A 19,846-nucleotide genomic window follows, 5' to 3' on the forward strand; every position below is an offset into this window, starting at 1 on the left:
GGGGCGCGAAGGGAAAGGCCGATCACGCATGGCCGTCGTGCACGCTACGCATCACCATCCCGGGGCCCGGCCCGCGATGATGGTCGCCATGACCGGCACTCCCGACGAGGACGGCACAGACGGCACGGACGGCACGGACGGCACGGACGGCGCCGACGGCACAGCCACCGTGCGCAGCCGCGTGCTCGTGCTACCCCCCGCACCGGACGCCATCGAGCTGCGCCACCTGCGGGCGTTCGTGGCGGTCGCCGAAGAGCTCAACTTCGGGCGCGCCGCGGCGCGGCTGTACGTGTCGCAGCCGGCTCTCTCCCGCCAGATCCGGGCCCTGGAGCGGCTCCTCGGCTGCGACCTGCTGCGCCGCACCACCCACCGCGTCGAGCTCACCCTCGCCGGGGACGCCCTGCTGGAACGGGCGCGGCGGCTCTTGGCCGATCTCGACGACGCGGTGCACGCCACCCGGTCGGTGGGCGGGGACCTCGAAAGGCGCCTCGCCGCGGTGTGGGAGCCGATCAACGACCTCACGGCAGCGGGCCCGGACCTGCAGATGCTCCGCGACGCGGGCGAGGAGCTGCACGGTCGCTTCGCCCCGCCCGACACGATCACGACGCGCCCCGTCATCGCGGGCGGCGTGCCGTGCCTGCTCCTCGCGCCCCGTGCCGAGCTCGTCCCGTCGGTGCTGCTCCTGCACGGCGGCGGCTTCGTCATGGGTTCGGCGTTCGGCTACCGCCATCTCGCCGGGGCGCTCGCCGCCACCGCGGGCGCGTGCGTGGTGGTGCCGGACTACCGGCTCGCGCCCGAGCACCCGTTCCCCGCTGCGCTCGAGGACGTCCTGCGCACCTACGTGTGGATGCTCGACGCGGGCGTGCCGCCGGGCGAGATCGTCGTGGCGGGCGACTCGGCGGGCGGCGGGCTCGTCCTGTCGCTGGTGACCTCCCTGGTGCGGCAGGGCCTGCCCCTCCCGGGCGGGACGATGCTGCTGTGCCCCGGGATCGACCTGTCCTACGAGGAGGACATCGACCTGCCCGCCGAACCGCAGCCTGCGATCGGGATGACGCAGCTTCGGGCGTTCGCCGCGGCGTACCTGGGCGAGACCTCACCGCACGACGAGCTCGTCAACGCCCTGGACGCCGACCTCACCGGGTACCCGCCGATGCTGGTGCAGGCCGGGACGGGCGACGTCCTCGGCCGGGACGCGCAGCGGATCGTGGAACACGCGCGGGCCCACGGTGTGGACGTGCAGTTCGAGCTGTACCCGGTGACCACCCACGACTTCCACCTCTTCTGGTCGTTCCTGCCGGAGGCGTCAGAGGCGATGGACCAGGCCGGCGCGTTCGCCCGCCGGATCCGCGCCGGGGCCGGCCGGGCCCGCGGGACGGGCTGACCGGCATGCCCGCCGCCCGTACCGTCCCGCCGACCGGGCCGCCGGCGGCACCTCGGGTGCGCGCTGCCGGGCTCTGGTGGCTCGCGCTGTCCGCGCTGGCCATCGCCGTGTTCGCCCCGCTGCCCTATCTCCTGCACCCGCTGCGGGAGCTGGCCGCGAACGGCGGTGAGATCGCCGCGAACTACGCGCCCCGGCCCGGCTGGGTGCGCGCCGCCCTCGCCGCCCACGTCCTCCTCGGCGGTCTGGCGCTGCTGCTCTCCCCCGTCCAGCTCTCGTCCCGGGTGCGTGCGCGGTTCCCACGGCTGCACCGGGTGAGCGGCCGCGTCGTGCTGGCGTCGATCGCCGTGGCGGGCACCGCGGGCTTCCTGCTCGCCTGGTTCACGGTGGCGGGCCCGGTCGGTACGGCGGGGTTCGGCCTGCTCGCGGTGCTCTGGATGGGGTTCGCGCTCTCGGGGCTGCGGGCGATCCGGCGGCGCGATGTCGTCGCGCACCGCCGCTGGATGCTGCGCACCTTCGCGATGACGTACGCGGCGGTGACCCTGCGGCTGTGGCTGCTCGTGCTGATCCCGCTGCTCGGCGGCTTCGCCGCCGCGTACGTGCTGGTGCCGTTCCTGTGCTGGGTGCCCAACCTCGCCGTGGCCGAGCTGGTACTGCGCCGAAGGTCGTCCGCGTGACGCCGCCCCGTCGCCAGGCCGGCAAGGACGGCCCTATACCATTGAGCGAGGGCGATACGCGTGTGCCGAACGACGGAAGGCGCCGGATCGCCCGGACGGGGCGGCTGCTGGCCGACCCGATGGATACTGTTGCGCCAAGCGGGTGTCGGTGAACGACGAGCGGTGACTTTCCGAGTTCAGTTCGCCACGGTTGGCGTCCGTGACTCTCGACGACTCCCTGACCGGAACCCGCACGAACCGGCCGGGCTCGGCCGGGGAGCACCTCCTCCAGTGCGCGTACGGCACGACGGAACGCGCCGACCGCTTCTACGCCGACCAGGTCCGCGACCGCCTGCTCCCCTCGATGGTGGAGTTCGTCGGCCGCATGGAGATGCTGTTCGTGGCCAGCGCGGACGGCAACGGCGAGTGCGACGCGAGCCTGCGCGCCGGGCCGCCGGGATTCGTCCACGTCCTCGACGAGCACCACCTCGCCTACCCCGAGTACCGCGGCAACGGGGTCCACGCGAGCCTGGGCAACATCAGTGAGAACCCGCGCGTAGGCCTGCTCATGATCGATTTCGTGCACGATCTCATCGGCCTGCACGTCAACGGGCGGGCCCGGATCGCCGAGGACGTCGAGCTGCGCACCCTGCACCCCGACCTGCCGGCGCCCACCACCCCGGGACGTGCGCCCGAGCGGTGGGTCGTCGTCGAGGTCGAGGAGGCCTACGTGCACTGCCGCAAGCACATCCCCCGGATGGTGCCCGTACCGCACCGCCGCTCCTGGGGCACCGACGACGTGCGCCGCAAGGGCGGCGACTACTTCGGCGCGGCCGCGCAGCGGCGGATCGTGGGCGACTGACCCGGACCGGCTTCACCTGCGGGAACGGTCGCCCGGCCCGGGCGCGGGCCCATACACTCCGCTCCCGTGCGGCTGATGGAGCGCGCCCACCCCTTGGAGGTCCTGCTCGATCGGGCGGCGCAGGCCGCGGACGGGCGTGGACGGCTCGTGCTGGTCGCCGGTGAGGCAGGGATCGGCAAGACCGTGCTGCTGCGGGCGTTCGCCGAGCAGGCCCCCGTCGCCACGCTCTGGGGCCTGTGCGACTCGCTGAGCACCCCGCGCCCGCTCGGCCCGCTGCGCGACGTCGCCGGCGAGCTCGGCGGGAGCGTCACGGCGGCGCTGGGCGCGGCGACCCCGCAGCACGAGCTGTTCGCCACCGTCCTCGAGGCGCTGCGCACCCCGGCCCGGGCCCTCGTCGTGGAGGACCTGCACTGGGCCGACGAGGCGACGCTCGACCTCGTCCGGTTCCTCGGCCGCCGGATCGCCACGCTCCCGGTGCTGCTGGTGCTCTCCTACCGCGACGGCGGCGGGCCCGCGCATCCGCTGACGCCCGTCCTGGGCGACCTCGTCTCCGGCCCGGACACACAACGGCTGCAGCTCGCCCCGCTGAGTCGCGCAGCCGTCACGGAGCTCGTCGAGGGCCACCGCCTCGACGCCGCCGCGGTGCACGGCCGCACCGGGGGCAACCCGTTCTTCGTCAGCCAGATCCTCGCCCAGCCGGACTCCCCGCTGCCGGACACCGTGCGCGACGCCGTCGTCGCTCGTACGGCACTGCTCACCCCGGCCGCCAGGCGCGCGCTGGAGCTACTGTCCTGCGCCCCCGACGGGGTGCGGGGCGAGCTGCTCGCGGCGTTGGACGTGCCGCTACCCGACGTCGAGATCCTCGCCGGCACGGGACTCCTGGAACTGCGCGGCGACGGGGTCGCGTTCCGGCACGAGATCGCGCGCTCGGCGGTGTTGGATGCCGTCCCGCCGGGGGTGGGGCCCGCGCTGCACGCCACGATGATCCTGGCGCTGGAGCGGATCGGCGCGGACCCGAGCGTGCTCGCCCACCACGCGGCCGCGGCCGGCGACGTGCCGCGAATCCTGCGCTACGCCCCGGCGGCGGCGGCCGAGGCCGCCCGCTCGGGGGCGCACCGCGAAGCCGTCGCGTTCTACGAGCGCGCCCTCCGCCACACCGGCGACGCCGACCCGGCCGGGCGCGCCGCGCTCCTGGAGCGCCTGGCCCACGAGCTGTACCTCACCGACCGGCTGGCCCAGGCGATCACCGTGCTGGAGCAGGCGCTGGAGCTGCACCGCGGCCGCGACGACGTCGTGGCGGTCGGTTCGGCACACCGCACGCTGTCGGTCTTCGAGTGGTACGCCGCGGACCGGGCGGCGGCCGAGCGTCAGGACCGGGCCGCCGTCAGCCTCCTGGCCGGTGCGGAGGCGCCCCGGGAGCTCGGGTACGCGCTGGCCCACCGGGCGTACCTGGCCGCACAGGTGGGTGACGTGGAGCTGGCGCGGCAGGCGGGCGAGGAGGCGCGGCGCATCGCGGACGAGCTGGACGACGCCGCGCTGCGCAGCATGGCCTCGGTCAGCCTGGCCGTGTTGCGCCTGCTGGGTGGCGACCTGCAGGCACGGACGGAGCTGCTGGCGGCGAGCGACACCGGGCTGCGGCTGCGCCTCGACGAGCTCGCGACCACGCCCATGAGCCTGCTGGCCCACCTCGACGTGGAGCAGGGCCGGCTCGGCGACGCCGAGGACATCCTCTCCGACGCGCTGCGGGTGAGCCAGGAGCGCGGCGTCCCGATCTGCGGCATGTGGCAGCGGGGGACTCTTGCACGGCTGCGGCTGCTGCAGGGCCGCTGGCCGGAGGCGGAGCGGGACGCCCTGGCCGTGATCGCCGCGGGCGACCTCCCGCTGGGGCGGTTGTGGGCGCACCTCGTGCTCGGCCTGCTCGTCGCGCGCCGGGAGGCGCCCGCGGACAACCCGCACCTCGACGAGCTGTGGGAGCTCGCCGGCCGGCTCGCGGTGCCGGCGCTGCGCGCGGCGGCCGCGGCGGCCCTGGCCGAGCAGGCGTGGATCACCCGCCGGCCGGATCCCCGCCTCGCCGGCTCGGGCGTCGCGGTCCTGGTAGGGCTGCCGGGGGCGAGTGGCGGGCAGCTGCTCCGCTGGGCGGGGCGGCTTCGCCGGGCCGGGCTGCTGGCGCCCGCCGGCGCCGGGCGAGATGCGTTCGCTGGACCGCCGGAACCGGCGCAGGGGCAGCCCTACGAGCGGGCACTCGCGCTGTGCGACGACGGTTCCTCCGGCGCGCTGCTGGCCGCCCTGCCCCTGCTCGACGGGCTGGGCGCCCGCGCCGTCGCGGCGCTCGTGCGCGGCTGGCTGCGCGAACGCGGCACGGCCGGGGTGCCGCGCGCGAGCTCGGCGGCGACCCGCACCGACCGCGCCGGGCTCACCGACCGCCAGCTCGAGGTGCTGGTCCTGCTCGCCGAAGGGCTGAGCAACGCCGAGATCGCCGCCCGGCTGGTCATCTCACGGCGGACCGCCGACCACCACGTCTCGGCGATCCTCGGCAAGCTCGACGCCCGCTCCCGCGGCGAGGCGGTGGCGGTGGCCCGCCGGCTCGGACTCACCGGCTGAACGCCTCCCGTCCGGTGTGGGGTGCGCCGAGCAGCACCGGCAGCTCGGAGAGCCCGCGCAGCACCAGCCCGTCGCCGTGTCCCCAGCGCAGCTCCTGCGGCTCGACGGCCAGCCGCATCCGGGGGAAGCGGCCGTGCAGCGCGCCCAGCGCGATCCGCGCCTGCATCCGGGCCAGCGGCGCGCCCAGGCAGTGGTGGATGCCGTGGCCCATGGCGATGTGGTTGCGCTCGGCCCGACGGATGTCGAACGCCTCCGCGTCGCGGAAGCGCGCCGGGTCCCGGTTCGCCGCCGCGAGCGACACGACGACCTGGGCGAAGGCGGGGATGACGGTCCCGCCGATGGCGACATCCTCGGTCGTGTAGCGGAAGGTCGAGTGCGGCACGGGTGGGTCGAAGCGCAGGCACTCCTCGATCGCGGCGGGCAGCAACCCCGGATCGGCGACCACCGCGTCCCGCTGGCGGGGATGGCGCAGCAGCGCGACCGTCGCGTTGCCGAGCAGGCTCGTCGTCGTGTCGTGCCCGGCCACGACCAGCTGGAAGATCGTGGAGAGCATCTCCTGCTCGGTGAGCGCGCCGTCGCGGTCGGCGGCGACCACGAGATCGGTCACCACGTCCTCGCCCGGCCTCGCGCGCTTGCGGGCGAGCAGCGCGGTGAGATAGCCGACGATGGCGTCCGACGCGGCGACGGCCTCGCCGGGCGGCTGCGGCCCCGGGTACGGGGCGAGCAGGGTGCGAAACCAGCGCCCGAGGTCCGCGCGGTCCGGCTCGGGGACGCCGAGCAGCTCGCAGATCACCGTGAACGGCAGCGGGAACGCGAAGCCGGAGACCAGGTCGACCGGCCGGTCGGCACGCCCGCGGTCCTGCAGGACGGCGAGCAGCTCGCCGACGAGCGACCGCACGCGCGGCTCCAGTGCCGCGACGCGCCGCTTCGAGAACGCCGGCATCGCCAGGCGGCGCAGCCGGGTGTGGTCGGGCGGGTCGACGGCGAGCATGTGGCGGGCCAGCGCCGGGCCCGGCAGGCCCTCGGCGACGACCTCGCCGCTGCGGGCCAGGGCCGCGTTCATGTCCTTGGACAGCCGCGGGTCGTTCAGTGCGGCCCTGGCCTCCTCGTGGCCGAGGACCAGCCAGGCGGCGTGGCCGTCGGCGAGCCGCACCTCGTGCACGGGTGCGGCGGAGCGCACCTGTGCGAACAGCGGGAACGGGTCGTCCCGGTCGTGGTCACCCCACGAGTCGAGCGCCGGATGGCGCGGGCACGTCGTCATCGTCCTCGATCTCCCGGAAGCCGGAGCAGAGCAGGTCGACCACCGCCAGGCGGTCCTCGACGACCCGGCAGATCGCGGTCTGGGTGCAGACCCAGCGGACCGGCGGGCGGCGCAGGAGGAGGCGGTAGTGGATCAGGTGGCGGTCCGCGACGGGCTCGCCGCTCGCCGCCACGACCTCGACGCTGTCGAAGTCGGCGAACATCGCGCACAGGCAGGCCGCGACGTTCTCCCGGCCGTGCGCCTCGACGGGGCCGCCGGGGAGCAGCGCGCGCAACCGTGCCGTCGGGGTCAGGGCCGCGGCGAGCCGCTGCGGGTCGCGCCGGGCCACCCTGGCGGCCGTGTCGGCGGCCAGGGCCGCGGCGGAGCGGGCCGTCGGTGGAGTGGGTGACGGTATCGGCATGGGTGGCTCCCCTCAGCTCGCCCGCCTGCTGGCGAGCGCATCCAGGTGGGTGATCAGGTGTCCGACGAGGTCGCGGGCGTCGGCCGCGGCCCCGTCGATGAGCGTCGAGCGGCGGCGGCGCAGCAACGGCAGGCCCATCAGGTAGAGCCCCGGGGCGGCGGTGACGCCCCCCTCGTGCACGGGGCGCCCCCGCCGGTCGAGCACGCCGGCGTCGAGGAAGGACAGGGCGGGCCGCAGGCCGGTCGCCCACACGATCGTCTCGATCCCGCCCGGGCCCACCCGCGCCGACAGCGCGGGCCGCGCGGGCAGCCGGGTCGGCGCGAACCGTTGCGGCGGTCCGGCGTCGGTGCCGGTGCGCCGCGCCCAGGCGTCGAGCGTGTCGAGCAGCCGCCCCAGCTTGAGGTCGGCCAGCGCGCAGACGTTGGGCAGCGAACCGGAGAACTGCGCCGTGTCGCCCCGCACCCCGGCGAACCGGCCCACGATCTCCACCCCGCGCCGGCCCACCACGGTGAGGTCGAGCGTCGCCCGCCGGGGCGAGCCCGCGAGCTGCATGGACGGCAGGGCCCGCGCCCGGACGAGGTCCGGCACGGCGTCGTAGCGCTCGTCGAGCACACCCGACGCGTCCATCCACCAGAGGACGTCGCGGCCCCGGTAGGTCCGTGGCATCCGCACGTGCTCCCCGACGGCCAGGGTCACCGACCGTCCCGACGCGGCCAGCTCGTCGGCGATCTGGACGCCGCTGGCGGACGCACCCACGACGAGCACGCCACCGGGTGGCAGCTCGCCGGGGTTGCGGTAGCCCGTGGCGGTGACCGTGTGGACCCGCGCGGGCACGGGCAGGTCCGGCACGACCGGCACGGCGGCGCCACCGGTCGCGACGACGACCGACTCGGTGTCCCAGACACCCCGATCGGTCCGCACCACGTAGCCCCGGCCACCGGGACGGACCGACGTCACAGTCGTGCCAGGGAGCACCGGCGCGCCGCACCAGGCCGCGTAGTCGGCGAGGAACCGGGCCACCTCCGGGGCCCCCAGGTAACCGTCCGGGTCGTCGCCCGCGTAGGCGAAGCCCGGCAGCCGGGTCATCCAGTTCGGGGTCAGCAGCCGCAGCGAGTCCCATCGCTGGGTGCGCCACGCCTGCGCCACCTCGCCCCGCTCGAGGACGACGTGGTCGACGCCGCGCTCGGTGAGGCAGCGGCTGGCGGCCAGGCCGCACTGCCCGGCCCCGACGACCACGGTGCTCGTGCGCTGCATGACGATCGCCTCCTCGGTCGACCCGGCCGGCCCCGTCAGGCGACGGTCACGGTGACGGCCGTGGGGTTGGTGAGGATGTCGTAGACCGCCGAACGCTTCTGCGACTGCGCGACCAGCCCCGCGATCTCGGCGGGCGTGGCGTCGGCGTCGATCCGGAACTGGACGCGCACGTCGCTGAACCCGTTGCGGACGTCCGGGTCCGCGCCGAGGATGCCGTGCAGGTCCATCTCGGCGCTGACGTCGGCCTGCACCGAACGCAGCTGGATCCCGCGCTGCTGCGCGATGGCGGCGACGCCCGCGGTGAGGCAGCCGCCGAGCGCGACGAGGACGTACTCCACAGGGGTGATCCCGTTGTCCAGCGCGGCGAACTGCGTCGGGTGGTCGATGTCGAAGTGGAAGCTCGTGTGGTGGCGCTGCTCCTCGCCGAACCCGTGGAAGGACTCGACCTCGGCGCGGCTGTGCGTGCCGTGGGCCCAGGACACCTGGGAGCGCCACTGGAAGCGGGCGATCTGCGGGGCGTCGGCGAACGCGTCCCGGGCCCCGAGCAGGGCCTCGACGTTCACACCGTTGTCGACGACCGACGTGGTCATGGTGCACTCCGTTCTCGTCCGGTCGGGCCATCCGACCTGCGAGAACGGTAGGAGCGCCCGGCCGCGCCCCGCGTCGGTGGAACTTCCTATCCGCGCCGGTGGGTATACCCATCCCTGGCCCGCCTGGTGCGCGGCGGAGTCGTGCCATCATCGGGCGGTGAGCTCGCCGGGGTTTCCCGAAGGCGTGGCGGCTGCGCGTGGGGGCGACGCCGCCGACGGCGAGTCGGGGGGCGACGCTGGAAGCCCTAGGCAAGGCACGGTATCTGGCGCGGGAGTACGCCGCCGCCGCCGGCTGCTACGAGCGGGCCTATCTCGCCTACCGTCGGGAGCGCCAGTTCACAGCCGCGGGCCGCGCGGCCCGCACCGTGGCGTGGATCGCCGGCAACGTGCTCGGCGACTGGGCCGTCCAGAGCGGATGGCTCGGGCGGGCCCGCAGCATCCTCACCGAGATCGGCGAGGACAGCCCCGAGCAGGGCTGGACGCTGATTCTGCAGGCGTTCGCTGAATCGGACCCCGCCGTGCGGGAGGTCCTGCTGCGCGACGCGATCACGATCGGGCGCCGGCTGGGCGATCCCGATGTCGAGTTCGAGGCGCTGGTGTGTCTCGGTGGTGTGTTCCTCCTGACCGGTCGTACCGAACGAGGGCTCGTCCTGATCGACGAGGCGCTGGCTGCGGCCTGTGCCGGCGAGCTGGACGAGGCCGCCACCGTGGACTCGGTCTTCTGCCTGTTCTTCTGGGCGTGCGAGCTGGTCAACGACGTCCCGCGGGCCGACCAGTGGATGCGCAGGGCAGCGGGGCTCATGCGGCGCCACGACGTCGCCGGCGCCTTCTGTCGCGCCCACTACGGCGGCATCCTGACCGCGGCCGGACGCTGGGACGAGGCGGAGGCTCAGCTCGTCGAGTCCACCCGGCTGTTCGACGTCGGCATGCCGCGCACCGCGGCGGTGATCAGGCTGGCGGACCTGCGCCTGCGCCAGGGGCGGCTGGAGGAGGCCGCCCAGCTCCTCGACGGCCTCGACACCCACCCGGATGCGGCACGCGCGGTTGCCGCCCTGCATCTGGCCCACGGTGAGACGGCGCTGGCCCGGGATCTGCTGGAGCGGTTCACCGCCGGTTCGGAAGGCCCGGTGCCCCGTGTCGGCGAGACGACCATGATCGGCCCGCTGCTCGCGCTGCTCGTCGACGTCCATCTCGCCGAGGGCGACCTCGACGGCGCCGAACGGGCCGCGGAGCGCCTGGGCCGCCTCGCCGAGGCACAGCCCGGGCCGTACCTCGCGGCGGCCGCCGCGCTGGCCAGGGGACGCGTGTGCGTCGGCAAGGGGCACGGCGACGCCCGGACCTGCCTCCACTCGGCGCTGGAAGGCTTCACTCGCGCCCAGCTCCCGATGGAGGTGGCGATCACGCGGCTGGAGCTGGCGCGAGCGCTGGCGGAAGGCTCACCCGACGTCGCCGTCGCCGCCGCGAAGGCCGCGCTGGAGGGATTCGAGCGGCTCGACGCCGCCCGGCACGCCGACGTGGCCGCAGCGCTGTTGCGGTCGCTGGGTGCGCCCGTCCGGACCGGCCCCAAGGGCGCCGGCGCGCTGACGAAGCGGGAGGCCGAGGTCCTCGAACTGGTCAGCGCCGGGTTGTCCAACGCCGAGATCGGCGAGCGGCTGTTCATCACCCGCAAGACCGTCGAGCACCACGTCGGCAACGCGCTGGCCAAGCTCGGGCTGCGCAACCGCGCCGAGGCGGCGGCCTACGTCACCCGGCACAAACCAGCCGGCGGATAGGGGATCTCCCCGATACACCCGCGCCCCCGCGTCCACATCCTGGTGCCGGACCCTACTGACCAGGAGCCGGAGATGAGCCGGAGCAGCTACGACGTCATCGTGGTGGGAGCGCGCTGCGCGGGATCCCCGACCGCGATGTTGCTGGCCAGGGCGGGCTACCGCGTCCTGGTCGTGGACCGGGCGACGTTTCCCAGCGACACCATCTCGACGCACCTCGTCCACCCACCGGGCGTGGCGGCGCTGCGGCGCTGGGGCCTGCTCGACCGGATCACCGCGACCGGATGCCCACCGATCGGCACCTACTCGCTCGACGTCGGCCCGTTCACGATCGTCGGCTCGCCCGGGACCGCCGAAACACCGGTGGCGTACGCCCCGCGACGCACGGTGCTGGACAAGATCCTCGTGGACGCGGCGGCCGAGGCCGGAGCCGAGGTGCGGGAGGGCTTCACCGTCACCGACGTCGTCGTCTCCGACGGCCGCGTGACCGGCATCCGCGGCCGCGGCCGCGCCGGTGCGACCGTCGCCGAACACGCCCGCGTCGTCGTCGGGGCCGACGGCGTACGCTCCCTCGTCGCGCAGGCGGTGCGGCCCGACCGCTACCACGACAAGCCCCGACTGCAGTGCAGCTACTACACCTACTTCAGCGGGTTGCCGACCGACGGACGCTTCGAGGTCTACCTCCGCCCGGACCGCGGGCGCGGGTTCGGGGTGATCCCGACCAACGACGACCTGACGCTGGTCATCGGCGGTTGGCGGTACACGGAGTTCGAGGCCAACAAGGCCGACATCGAAGGCAACTACCTGCGGATCTTCGACCTGGTACCACCGTTCGCCGAACGGATCCGGGCCGCCCGCCGCGAGGCCCGCCTCGTCGGCACCGCCGTGCCGAACTTCTTCCGCACGCCCTTCGGCCCCGGCTGGGCGCTGGTCGGCGATGCCGGCTACACCAAGGACTTCATCACCGCCCAGGGAATCACCGACGCCTTCCGGGACGCCGAGCTGTGCACGACCGCGTTGCACCAGGCGTTGTCCGGGACCGTCCCTTCGACGACACGATGGCCCGCTACCGGTCCACCCGGGACCGGCACGTCCTTCCGATGTACGAGTTCACCACGCAGCTCGCGCTCCTCGAGCCGCCGCCGCCCGAGCTGGCGCACCTGCTCGAGGCGGTGCACGGCAACCCCGACGCGATGAACGCCTTCCTGCGGGTCAACGCCGGGGTGATGTCACCGGCCGAGTTCTTCTCCGACGACAACGTCGCCGACATCCACGGCGCCGCCGCAGCGCGACGGGCCGGGTAGGTGAACGGTCCGGTCGGCGGCCTGATCACCTCGTGCACGAGCGGCGCGTTCGTCCAACTGAGTTGGACGAACGCGCCGCTCGTTGCGCGGGACGGGGGCTCAGCCCATCTCCCCCCCCGCCCGCAACCGGCGCAGGGTCACGGTGCGGCCACCGACCTGGGGGTCGGCGTGGAGGTGCTTGTCGCTTACTCGCACACCCCCGCACATCGCTGTCCAGCCGAAATGCGGTCTCATACGGTGACGACCGTCACCGGCATGCCGCGTTCACCAAGGAGCAACCTGAGATCGCCGGGATCGCTCGTCAGCACCTGATCACCGGGAACCGCAACCACCGCAAGCAAAGCGTCGACCACGTCAGCGGTACGCGTCGCGGCCAACAACTCGCCAGCGGCCCGCGCATCACCGAGATGGACCGCGCGAACATCGATCATCGCCAGCAGCCGCGCCAACCTCGCCTGCCGGGCCGAGCCGCGCCATGCCTGCGCCACCACCGGCGCAGATGTCACCAACTCGGCCCCACTGCGCCGACCCAACTCGATCAACCCAGCCGTCCGACGGTCATCCCGATCGACACCGATCAACGCGCCCGCATCCAGGACCAGGTTCACGCCGCTGAGTCGCCTGCCCGGCCCGGACCCACATAGGGCACCCCGGCATCCGCAGCGAGCGCCCGCAACTCGTCCTCGTCGAACGCGCCATGCGCCGCCTGATGGTCAGCAAGCCAGGCATCGACCAGACGACCGCGCATCCAGCCGGTCAACGCTTCCGCAACGACCGACGAGAACGACGTACCCCGCTCCTCCGCGATGCGCTGCGCGGCCCTACGCAGGTCATCGGGAAGCGACACCGTCACCCGCTCACTGCTCATACTCGCAAGCATACTCAGGTATGAACACTGCAGGCAACGCAGCCCGCATCCCTCCAACACAAACACCCAGGTCAACGACCTGGGTGTTTATGATCAACCAGTGGAGGTGCCGGGAATCGAACCCGGGTCCTCCGTCACTTCACGAGGGCTTCTCCGTGCGCAGTCCGCTACGCCTCTACTCGGATCCCCCGGTCCCGCGGACGGGCCGGTGTGACGATCCCAGTCGCTGTGTGATGTCCCCACCCGCCCCGCGACCGGGCGGTGAGGGTGAGTCCCCTAGCTGATGCCGGGCTCCGGGTCGGGAACGCACCCGGTCCGACAGACTTCTAACTCGCTCAGGCGGCGAGGGCGAAGTCAGTGCGCTTGTCAGCGGCACTTGTTGTGTTGCGACGCATGGTTCACGAGATCATCGTCGCCTTCCTCGGCACGCTTCCCCTCGATCTGCATCCGGAGTCGAAACCGTTCACCCCCTTCTCCCGCCGGTCGGCGGGCCCGCACAGGGTAACGCCACGGGCCCGCGGGATCATCCCCGATCCGCGAGTCCCAGCAGCCGGGCCGGCGTGTCGTGCAGCACCGCGCGCAGGAACGCCGCGCCCAGCCGCTTGTCGGCGCTCGCCCACGCGGCGACGGCGCGCACCTGCTCCACGTAGTCGTAGGGGATGTTGGGGAAGTCGCTGCCGAACGCGACCCGCCCGGGGATCGCGGCCAGCCGGGCGGCCCAGTCCGCCGGGAGCGGCGCGATCCGCTCGCTGAACGCGGTGCCCACCATCGTCGTGTCGAGGTACACGCCGTCGAAGCGCTCCACGAGCGCGATGGCCTCGCCGAAGTCCGGCATCCCGGCGTGGGCGAGCACCGCCGTGAGCCGCGGATGGGCCCCGAGGACCTCGGCGAACACGTCCAGGCCGGTGTGGTGCCCGGGGATCGGCCCGTGCCCGCAGTGCACGATCGCGGGCACGCCCGCGTCCGCGAGCAGGCCCCAGGCCGGGGTGAGCAGCGGGTCGCGCGGGTCGAACGCCCCCACCTGGACGTGCACCTTCACCGCCCGGGCACCCGCGGCGAGCGCCGCGCCGAGGTAGTCGGCGACGTCCGGCTCCGGGTAGAGGGTGGCCGTGGGTAGGGCACCGGGGGTGCGCGCGGCGAAGTCCAGCGCCCACTCGGTGAGCCAGCGGCCCATCCCCGGCTTGTGCGGGTACACCAGCGGCGCGAACGTGCGTACCCCGAGCGCGGCCAGCGTGGCGACGCGATCCGGCTCGGGCGTGCGGTAGCGCACCGGCCAGCCGACGCCGTAGTGCTCGTGGGCCTCGTCGAAGTACGCCCACACCTTGGCCATGACGCGCTCGGGCAGGAAGTGGACGTGCGCGTCGACGATCCCGGGCAGGCCGAGGTCCCCGACGAACCGCGCCACGTCCGCGTCCGACCGCGGTGCCGCGGGCAGGGTCACGGGCTGATCGCGAGGAACAGGAACGCTGCCAGCAGCACCAGGTGCACGGTGCCCTGCAGGCGCGTCGCCCGTCCCGGTACGACGGTGAGCATCCCGACGACGACGGTGAGCGCGAGCAGCACCATCTGCGTGGGCCCGAGGCCGAGGACGAGCGGGCCGTCCAGCCAGATGGAGGCCACCGCGATCGTCGGGATGGTGAGGCCGATGCTCGCCATGGCGGAGCCGTAGGCGAGGTTCAGGCTGATCTGGATGCGGCCGCGACGGGCCGCGCGGGCGGCGGCGAGCGTCTCGGGCAGCAGCACGAGCAGGGCGATCACGACGCCGACGAACGACTGCGGCAGCCCGCCGGCGACGACGGCGCCCTCGATGGCGGGCGACTCGACCTTCGCCAGCCCGACGACGGCGACCAGCGCGACGAGCAGCAGCCCGACGCTGACCAGTGCGGTGCGCGTACCCGGCGGCGGGGCGTGCTCCTCGTCGCCGATCGGGCGCTCGGTGTCCCCGTCGGGGCCGACGGGCAGGAAGAAGTCCCGGTGCCGGACGGTCTGCGTGAGCACGAACGCGACGTACAGGGTGAGCGAGGCGAGCGCGGCGAACACGAGCTGCCCCGGGGAGAACTCCGGGCCCGGAAGGCTGGTGGTGAACGTGGGCAGCACGAGGCAGAGCGTCGCGAGGGTGGTGACGGTGGCGAGCGCGGCACCGCTGCCCTCGGCGTTGAACAGGGTGAGCCCGTAGCGCAGGGCCCCGAGCAGGAGCGCGAGCCCGACGATGCCGTTCGCCGTGATCATCACGGCGGCGAAGACGGTGTCCCGGGCGAGCGAGGCCGTCTCGGGCCCGCCGGACACCATGAGGCTCACGATCAGTGCCACCTCGATCACCGTGACGGCGACGGCGAGCACCAGCGACCCGAACGGCTCACCGACCCGGTGCGCGACGACCTCGGCGTGGTGCACCGCGGCGAGCACGGCCCCGCCGAGCACCAGCGCGACGATCACGACGAGCACCGGCCCGAGGCGCAGGCTCCACGTGACGGCGAGGGTGAACAGGGCCGCCGGGGGCACGATCAGGGCCCAGGGGATGCGCAGCCGGCGCGACGCGGAGCCCTCCTCGGTGCGCGGCTCGGTGGCCGTCACCGCATGCTCCGGGCGCGGCCCTTGGCGGCGCGTCCGTAGGCCCGGGCGACCTCGCGGTCCGCGTCGCGGCGGGCGAGATCGGCGCGCTTGTCGTAGCTCTTCTTGCCTTTGGCCAGGGCGATCTCGCACTTGACCTTGCCGTCGGAGAAGTACAGCGACAGCGGCACCAGCGTGAGACCGCCCTCGCGGATCTTGCCGATGAGGCGCTCGATCTCGCCGCGATGGAGCAGGAGCTTGCGGGTGCGGCGCGGTTCGTGGTTGGTCCAGGTGCCGTGGGTGTACTCGGGGATGTGCAGCCCGCGCAGCCACACCTCGCCGTCGTCCACGGTGGCGTACGCGTCGACCAGCGAGGCGCGGCCCAGCCGCAGGCTCTTCACCTCGGTGCCCACGAGGGCGATGCCCGCCTCGTAGGTGTCGAGGATCGTGTAGTCGTGCCGGGCCTTGCGGTTCTGCGCGATGACGGTGCGCCCCTTCTCCTTCGCCACCGAGCAAGCCTACGTGCGCTCGTCGGACTCCGACGGCGACTTCTGCGTCTTCCGCGCCCGCAGCGATCCGGCGTGGGCCTTGAGGTCGGGCTTGCCGCGGGTCTTGATCAGGCTGGCGACGGTGACGATCACCAGGATGCCGACGATGACGGCCAGGCTCACCGTGGTCGGGATCTCCGGGACGCTCTCGTCGATGGCGACGTGGGCCCAGTGCAGGATCAGCTTGACACCGATGAACGCGAGGATGATCGAGAGCCCCGTCGACAGGTACACCAGCCGGTCCAGCAGGCCCTTGACCAGGAAGAACAACGCGCGCAGGCCGAGCAGGGCGAACGCGTTGGCGGCGAGGACGATGTAGGCCTCCTGGGTGACGCCGAAGACCGCGGGGATCGAGTCCAGCGCGAACAGCAGGTCGACGCTGCCGATCGCGAGGAGCACGACGAACAGCGGCGTGACGACGCGGCGGCCGTCGACGCGGGTGACGAGCCTGCCGCCATCGTAGGCCTCGGTCACCGGCAGGACGCGGCGGGCGACCTTGACCACGCCGTTGTCCTCGACGTCCGGGTCCTCGTCACGGTGGCGGAAGAGCTGGACCGCCGTGTAGATCAGCAGCAGCCCGAAGACCAGGAACATGAACGAGAACAGCGACAGCAGCGTGGCGCCGAGCATGATGAAGATCGCCCGCATGATCAGGGCGAGCACGATGCCGAACGTCAGCACCTTGTGCTGGTGCTCCTCGGGCACCGCGAACGTCGACATGATGATCACGAAGACGAACAGGTTGTCGACCGACAGGCTCTTCTCGACGATGTAGCCGGCGAAGTACTCCGTGCCGGCCTGCCCCCCGTAGGCCCACCAGAACCACATGCCGAACACGACGGCCACCCCGATGTAGAACAGCGACCACGCCGTGGCCTCGCCGAACCCGACGCGGTGGGGCCGCATCGCCGCCAGGACCAGGTCGAACGCCAGCAGCGCGACGATCACCCCGATCGTCACGAGCCATGTCGTCACGCTGATGTCGAGCACACCTCACCCCTTCCTTTCACCCGGAAGGTAAATACTCCTACAAGCGCACGTAAAGTCGCAGCGTGACGTAGCCGGTGAGCGCGGCGACCCCGGCGCCGAGCAGCACGAGGATCGGCGCGACCCACAGCACGTCCGCGAGCTGCACCGGTGGGACGACGCTGGTGCCGACGTTGCCGGCCAGCAGGTCGTCGACCAGGAGGAACTTCGCCACGACGAGTGCGACCGAGGCCAGCAGCGCCCCCGCCACGCCTGTCACCACGGCCTCGACGAGGAACGGCAGCTGGGTGAACCAGCGGGTGGCGCCGACCAGCCGCATCACGCCGACCTCCGTGCGCCGGGTGAACGCCGACACCTGCACCGCGTTGGAGATCAGCAACACCGCCGCGACGGCCTGGGTGAGCGCGAGCGCGAACGTGACGTTGCGGACACCGGCCAGGAAGTCGAAGAGCGTCCCGACCGTCTCGCGCTGGTCCACGACGGTGCGCACGCCCACCTGGCCGTCCACCGCGGCGCGGACGGCGGCCGCACCCGCGGGCCCCTGCAGGTCCTCGCGCAGCTTGACGCGCAGCGAGGCGGGCAGCGTCCCGGGCTCGGCGAGATCGGCCAGCGCCTGCCCGGCGAACAGCTCCTTGTAGCGCTCGTAGGCCTGCTGCTGGTTGACGAACCGCACCGCCTCCACGCCCGGCACGGCCGCCAGGCGCTGGTGGAGCGCCGCGCACGCGGGCTGGCTGCAGTCCGTGTCGCGGGCCGACAGGTCCGAGGTGAGGGCGACCTGCACCTCGACGCGTGCGCTGTAGAGCTCCTCGGTGCGGTCGATGACGCGCACCGCCAGCAGGCCCGTGCCGACCAGGCCGAGCGAGATCGCCGTCGTGAGCAGCATGGCCACCGTCATGGTCAGGTTGCGCCGCAGGCCGGTGGCGACCTCACGGACGACGACGTCGGCTCTCATGACTCCCCCACGAGTGACTCCCCCACGAGGTGGTGGCCCACGGCTACCGCGCCGCCCCGTAGACCCCGCGGGCCTCGTCGCGGGTGACCCTGCCGTCGTCGAGCTCCACCACGCGCCTGCGCTGCGAGTCCACGATCGAGTTGTCGTGGGTGGCCATGACGACCGTCGTCCCGGTGCGGTTGATCCGCTCCAGCAGCAACATGAGGTCCTGGCTGGTGTCGGGGTCGAGGTTGCCCGTGGGCTCGTCGGCCAGCAGCACGACCGGCTTGTTGACGACGGCGCGCGCGATCGCCACGCGCTGCTGCTCGCCGCCGGAGAGCTCGTGGGGCATCCGGAGAGCCTTGCCCTCGAGCCCCACCAGCTCCAGCACCTCGGGCACCTCCCGGTCGATCGCGGCCCGCCGCCGCCCGAGCACCTCGCAGGCGAACGCGACGTTGCCCGCCACGGTCCGGTTCGCGAGCAGCCGGAAGTCCTGGAACACGCACCCGATGTGCTGGCGCAGCCGCGGCACCCGCCGCCGCGGGAGCGCCGTGACGTCCATGCCGGCCACCGTGATCCGCCCCCTCGTCGGCAGCTCCTCGCGCAGCAGCAGCCGCAGGAACGTCGACTTGCCCGAGCCGGACGGCCCGATGAGGAACACGAACTCCCCGCGCGCGACCCGCATGGTGACGTCGTCGAGGGCGGGGCGCGTCGACGTCGGGTACACCTTCGTGACACGGTCCAGGCGGATCACGCCGCGCACGGTAGCCGTCGCGGGCCACCGGTCCCGGCCGACCCGCCGCGGGGTCGCCTACTGGCTGACGCGGCGCGCGGTGTCGCGCACCGTCCGGGCGACGTCGAGCGCCGAGTTGCGCAGCGACGGCCGCCGCCAGGTGCTCCAGTAGAGCGTGTTCGCCTCGTCCCCGGAGAGCTGGCGCTTGTAGCGCGCGTCGCCCGCGAGGAACTCGTACTCCCGCATCCCGAGGCGGCGGCACGTCTCGGCGAACTCGACGTGGCAGAGCAGCCCGGCACGCTTGCGGTTGTCCGGGAACCGCTGGAACCCGGCCTGGTAGTAGAGGAAGCGCCCGTCCTCGACGAAGCCGATGACGCACCCGAGCGCCTTGCCCGACGGGTCCGGCAGCCGGTGCAGCATGAGCCTGCCGGACGGCAGCCACTCCTGCACGAGGTCGTCGAGAAAGTGGCGCAGGCGCTTTCCGGCGAGCACTCCGGGCTTGCCGGCGGCCTCCCAGCGAACCTGGTGCAGCAGCGCCATCTCGTCCATGACCTCACCCGCAAGGGTGATATCGCGCACGAGCTCCGCCGGCCCGGGGTCGAGGCTCTCCCGCGCCTGGCGCACGAGACGGCGGACCGGGCTCTTCAGGGAGTCCAGCACCGGCTGGTCGGGCTGCAGGCGCATCGTCCACGAGGCCTGCGGCGTCTGTCGTGCCGGCAGCGCACGCGCGATGGCCGTCGCCGCCTCCGGCCGCATGCCCGGCAGGTCCAGCTCGTCCCAGCCGGGTTCCTCGCGGATGGCGTGCAGCAGCGTGTGCACCACGTCGGTACGGTCCGACGGAGCGCACAGCACGTCGTTGTACTCGACGTAGACGCCCTCGCCCGCGGGCTCGCCTGCCGTGCCGAGGTGGAGCTTGCGAGCACCCAGCCGCGAGCGCGACGACACCGTGAGCAGGGCGGCGGCCACCGGCTCGCCCCGGCGCTCGACCAGCGCGAAGCGGGCGTTCACGGTGTCGCCGAAGTGCCGCAGCCACGCCGACGTCCACGCCCAGCTGACAGCAGGGCGGTGCACCTCCTGGCGCTGCTCGATCACGGCCCAGAAGGGAGCGGCGAGCGCAGCGTCGTCGGCGGGCAGCAGGTGCACCCGCATGGTGC

At 73.5% G+C, this 19,846-nt stretch carries 19 protein-coding genes and 1 other RNA gene; 6 read left to right on the plus strand and 14 right to left on the minus strand.

The genetic code is table 11. The features are described 5' to 3' along the window. Nucleotides 1-88 precede the first annotated feature (88 nt). The 4 genes from AB7J25_RS05590 (at nt 89) to AB7J25_RS05605 (ending at nt 5,497) form a co-directional block, all read left to right on the plus strand. Nucleotides 89-1,381, plus strand: coding sequence for an alpha/beta hydrolase fold domain-containing protein (locus AB7J25_RS05590; protein WP_428505727.1), 1,293 nt, complete (start codon nt 89-91; stop codon nt 1,379-1,381). 5 nt (nt 1,382-1,386) lie between these two features. Beyond that, complete coding sequence (locus tag AB7J25_RS05595; protein ID WP_428505729.1) at nt 1,387-2,055, plus strand: DUF2306 domain-containing protein; 669 nt, start codon at nt 1,387-1,389, stop codon at nt 2,053-2,055. 199 nt (nt 2,056-2,254) lie between these two features. Further along, nucleotides 2,255-2,896: a pyridoxamine 5'-phosphate oxidase family protein gene (locus tag AB7J25_RS05600; RefSeq protein WP_428505731.1), complete on the plus strand. Its 642-nt coding sequence runs from the start codon at nt 2,255-2,257 to the stop codon at nt 2,894-2,896. A gap of 75 nt (nt 2,897-2,971) precedes the next feature. Next, nucleotides 2,972-5,497 (plus strand): ATP-binding protein, encoded by a 2,526-nt coding sequence (locus AB7J25_RS05605; protein ID WP_428505900.1) that lies wholly within the window; start codon nt 2,972-2,974, stop codon nt 5,495-5,497. Here the strand turns inward: AB7J25_RS05605 and AB7J25_RS05610 are convergent. Genes AB7J25_RS05610 through AB7J25_RS05625 form a run of 4 tightly spaced genes read right to left on the minus strand, consistent with a single transcriptional unit; the run spans nt 5,487 to nt 9,002 of the window. Continuing rightward, entirely contained in the window at nt 5,487-6,758 is a 1,272-nt protein-coding gene (locus AB7J25_RS05610; protein WP_428505733.1) for a cytochrome P450 family protein, read from the minus strand. The genes AB7J25_RS05605 and AB7J25_RS05610 overlap by 11 nt on opposite strands. Further along, on the minus strand, nt 6,715-7,158 hold the full coding sequence (locus AB7J25_RS05615; protein ID WP_428505735.1) for a nuclear transport factor 2 family protein: 444 nt from the start codon (nt 7,156-7,158) through the stop codon (nt 6,715-6,717). The genes AB7J25_RS05610 and AB7J25_RS05615 overlap by 44 nt, the downstream gene beginning before the upstream one ends. A gap of 12 nt (nt 7,159-7,170) precedes the next feature. Then, nucleotides 7,171-8,412 (minus strand): NAD(P)-binding domain-containing protein, encoded by a 1,242-nt coding sequence (locus AB7J25_RS05620; protein WP_428505737.1) that lies wholly within the window; start codon nt 8,410-8,412, stop codon nt 7,171-7,173. A gap of 35 nt (nt 8,413-8,447) precedes the next feature. Beyond that, on the minus strand, nt 8,448-9,002 hold the full coding sequence (locus tag AB7J25_RS05625) for an OsmC family protein (RefSeq protein ID WP_428505739.1): 555 nt from the start codon (nt 9,000-9,002) through the stop codon (nt 8,448-8,450). A 197-nt stretch (nt 9,003-9,199) separates the two neighbouring features. Between AB7J25_RS05625 and AB7J25_RS05630 the strand changes: the two genes are divergently transcribed. Continuing rightward, on the plus strand, nt 9,200-10,774 hold the full coding sequence (locus AB7J25_RS05630; protein WP_428505741.1) for a helix-turn-helix transcriptional regulator: 1,575 nt from the start codon (nt 9,200-9,202) through the stop codon (nt 10,772-10,774). A 72-nt stretch (nt 10,775-10,846) separates the two neighbouring features. After that, the gene (locus tag AB7J25_RS05635) at nt 10,847-11,968 is read left to right on the plus strand and encodes an NAD(P)/FAD-dependent oxidoreductase (protein ID WP_428505743.1); all 1,122 of its coding nucleotides are present in this window, start codon (nt 10,847-10,849) and stop codon (nt 11,966-11,968) included. Nucleotides 11,969-12,305: 337 nt separating this feature from the next. Here AB7J25_RS05635 and AB7J25_RS05640 read toward each other — a convergent pair whose 3' ends face one another. From AB7J25_RS05640 to AB7J25_RS05685, 10 genes are all read right to left on the minus strand, one after another. Then, complete coding sequence (locus AB7J25_RS05640; RefSeq protein ID WP_428505745.1) at nt 12,306-12,683, minus strand: hypothetical protein; 378 nt, start codon at nt 12,681-12,683, stop codon at nt 12,306-12,308. Then, the gene (locus AB7J25_RS05645; protein ID WP_428505747.1) at nt 12,680-12,943 is read right to left on the minus strand and encodes a ribbon-helix-helix domain-containing protein; all 264 of its coding nucleotides are present in this window, start codon (nt 12,941-12,943) and stop codon (nt 12,680-12,682) included. The genes AB7J25_RS05640 and AB7J25_RS05645 overlap by 4 nt, the downstream gene beginning before the upstream one ends. A 98-nt stretch (nt 12,944-13,041) precedes the next feature. Next, nucleotides 13,042-13,414: a transfer-messenger RNA gene (gene ssrA / locus AB7J25_RS05650) on the minus strand. A 52-nt stretch (nt 13,415-13,466) separates the two neighbouring features. Beyond that, nucleotides 13,467-14,378, minus strand: a complete 912-nt coding sequence (locus AB7J25_RS05655; protein ID WP_428505902.1) for an amidohydrolase family protein — start codon at nt 14,376-14,378, stop codon at nt 13,467-13,469. Nucleotides 14,379-14,380: 2 nt separating this feature from the next. Further along, the gene (locus AB7J25_RS05660; RefSeq protein WP_428505904.1) at nt 14,381-15,430 is read right to left on the minus strand and encodes a calcium:proton antiporter; all 1,050 of its coding nucleotides are present in this window, start codon (nt 15,428-15,430) and stop codon (nt 14,381-14,383) included. Nucleotides 15,431-15,513: 83 nt separating this feature from the next. Beyond that, the gene (gene smpB, locus AB7J25_RS05665; protein WP_428505749.1) at nt 15,514-16,002 is read right to left on the minus strand and encodes an SsrA-binding protein SmpB; all 489 of its coding nucleotides are present in this window, start codon (nt 16,000-16,002) and stop codon (nt 15,514-15,516) included. Nucleotides 16,003-16,011: 9 nt separating this feature from the next. Next, on the minus strand, nt 16,012-17,031 hold the full coding sequence (locus tag AB7J25_RS05670) for a TerC family protein (RefSeq protein WP_428505751.1): 1,020 nt from the start codon (nt 17,029-17,031) through the stop codon (nt 16,012-16,014). A 37-nt stretch (nt 17,032-17,068) separates the two neighbouring features. Further along, nucleotides 17,069-17,980, minus strand: a complete 912-nt coding sequence (ftsX, locus tag AB7J25_RS05675) for a permease-like cell division protein FtsX (protein WP_428505753.1) — start codon at nt 17,978-17,980, stop codon at nt 17,069-17,071. Between the two features lie 43 nt (nt 17,981-18,023). After that, nucleotides 18,024-18,713 carry a cell division ATP-binding protein FtsE gene (ftsE, locus tag AB7J25_RS05680; protein WP_428505756.1) on the minus strand — a complete coding sequence of 230 codons (690 nt, stop codon included), beginning with the start codon at nt 18,711-18,713 and terminating at the stop codon, nt 18,024-18,026. A 57-nt stretch (nt 18,714-18,770) separates the two neighbouring features. Continuing rightward, complete coding sequence (locus tag AB7J25_RS05685; RefSeq protein ID WP_428505758.1) at nt 18,771-19,835, minus strand: GNAT family N-acetyltransferase; 1,065 nt, start codon at nt 19,833-19,835, stop codon at nt 18,771-18,773. Between the last annotated feature and the right edge of the window lie 11 nt (nt 19,836-19,846).

The sequence above is a fragment of the Pseudonocardia sp. genome (assembly GCF_050246655.1).
Classification (GTDB): domain Bacteria; phylum Actinomycetota; class Actinomycetes; order Mycobacteriales; family Pseudonocardiaceae; genus Pseudonocardia.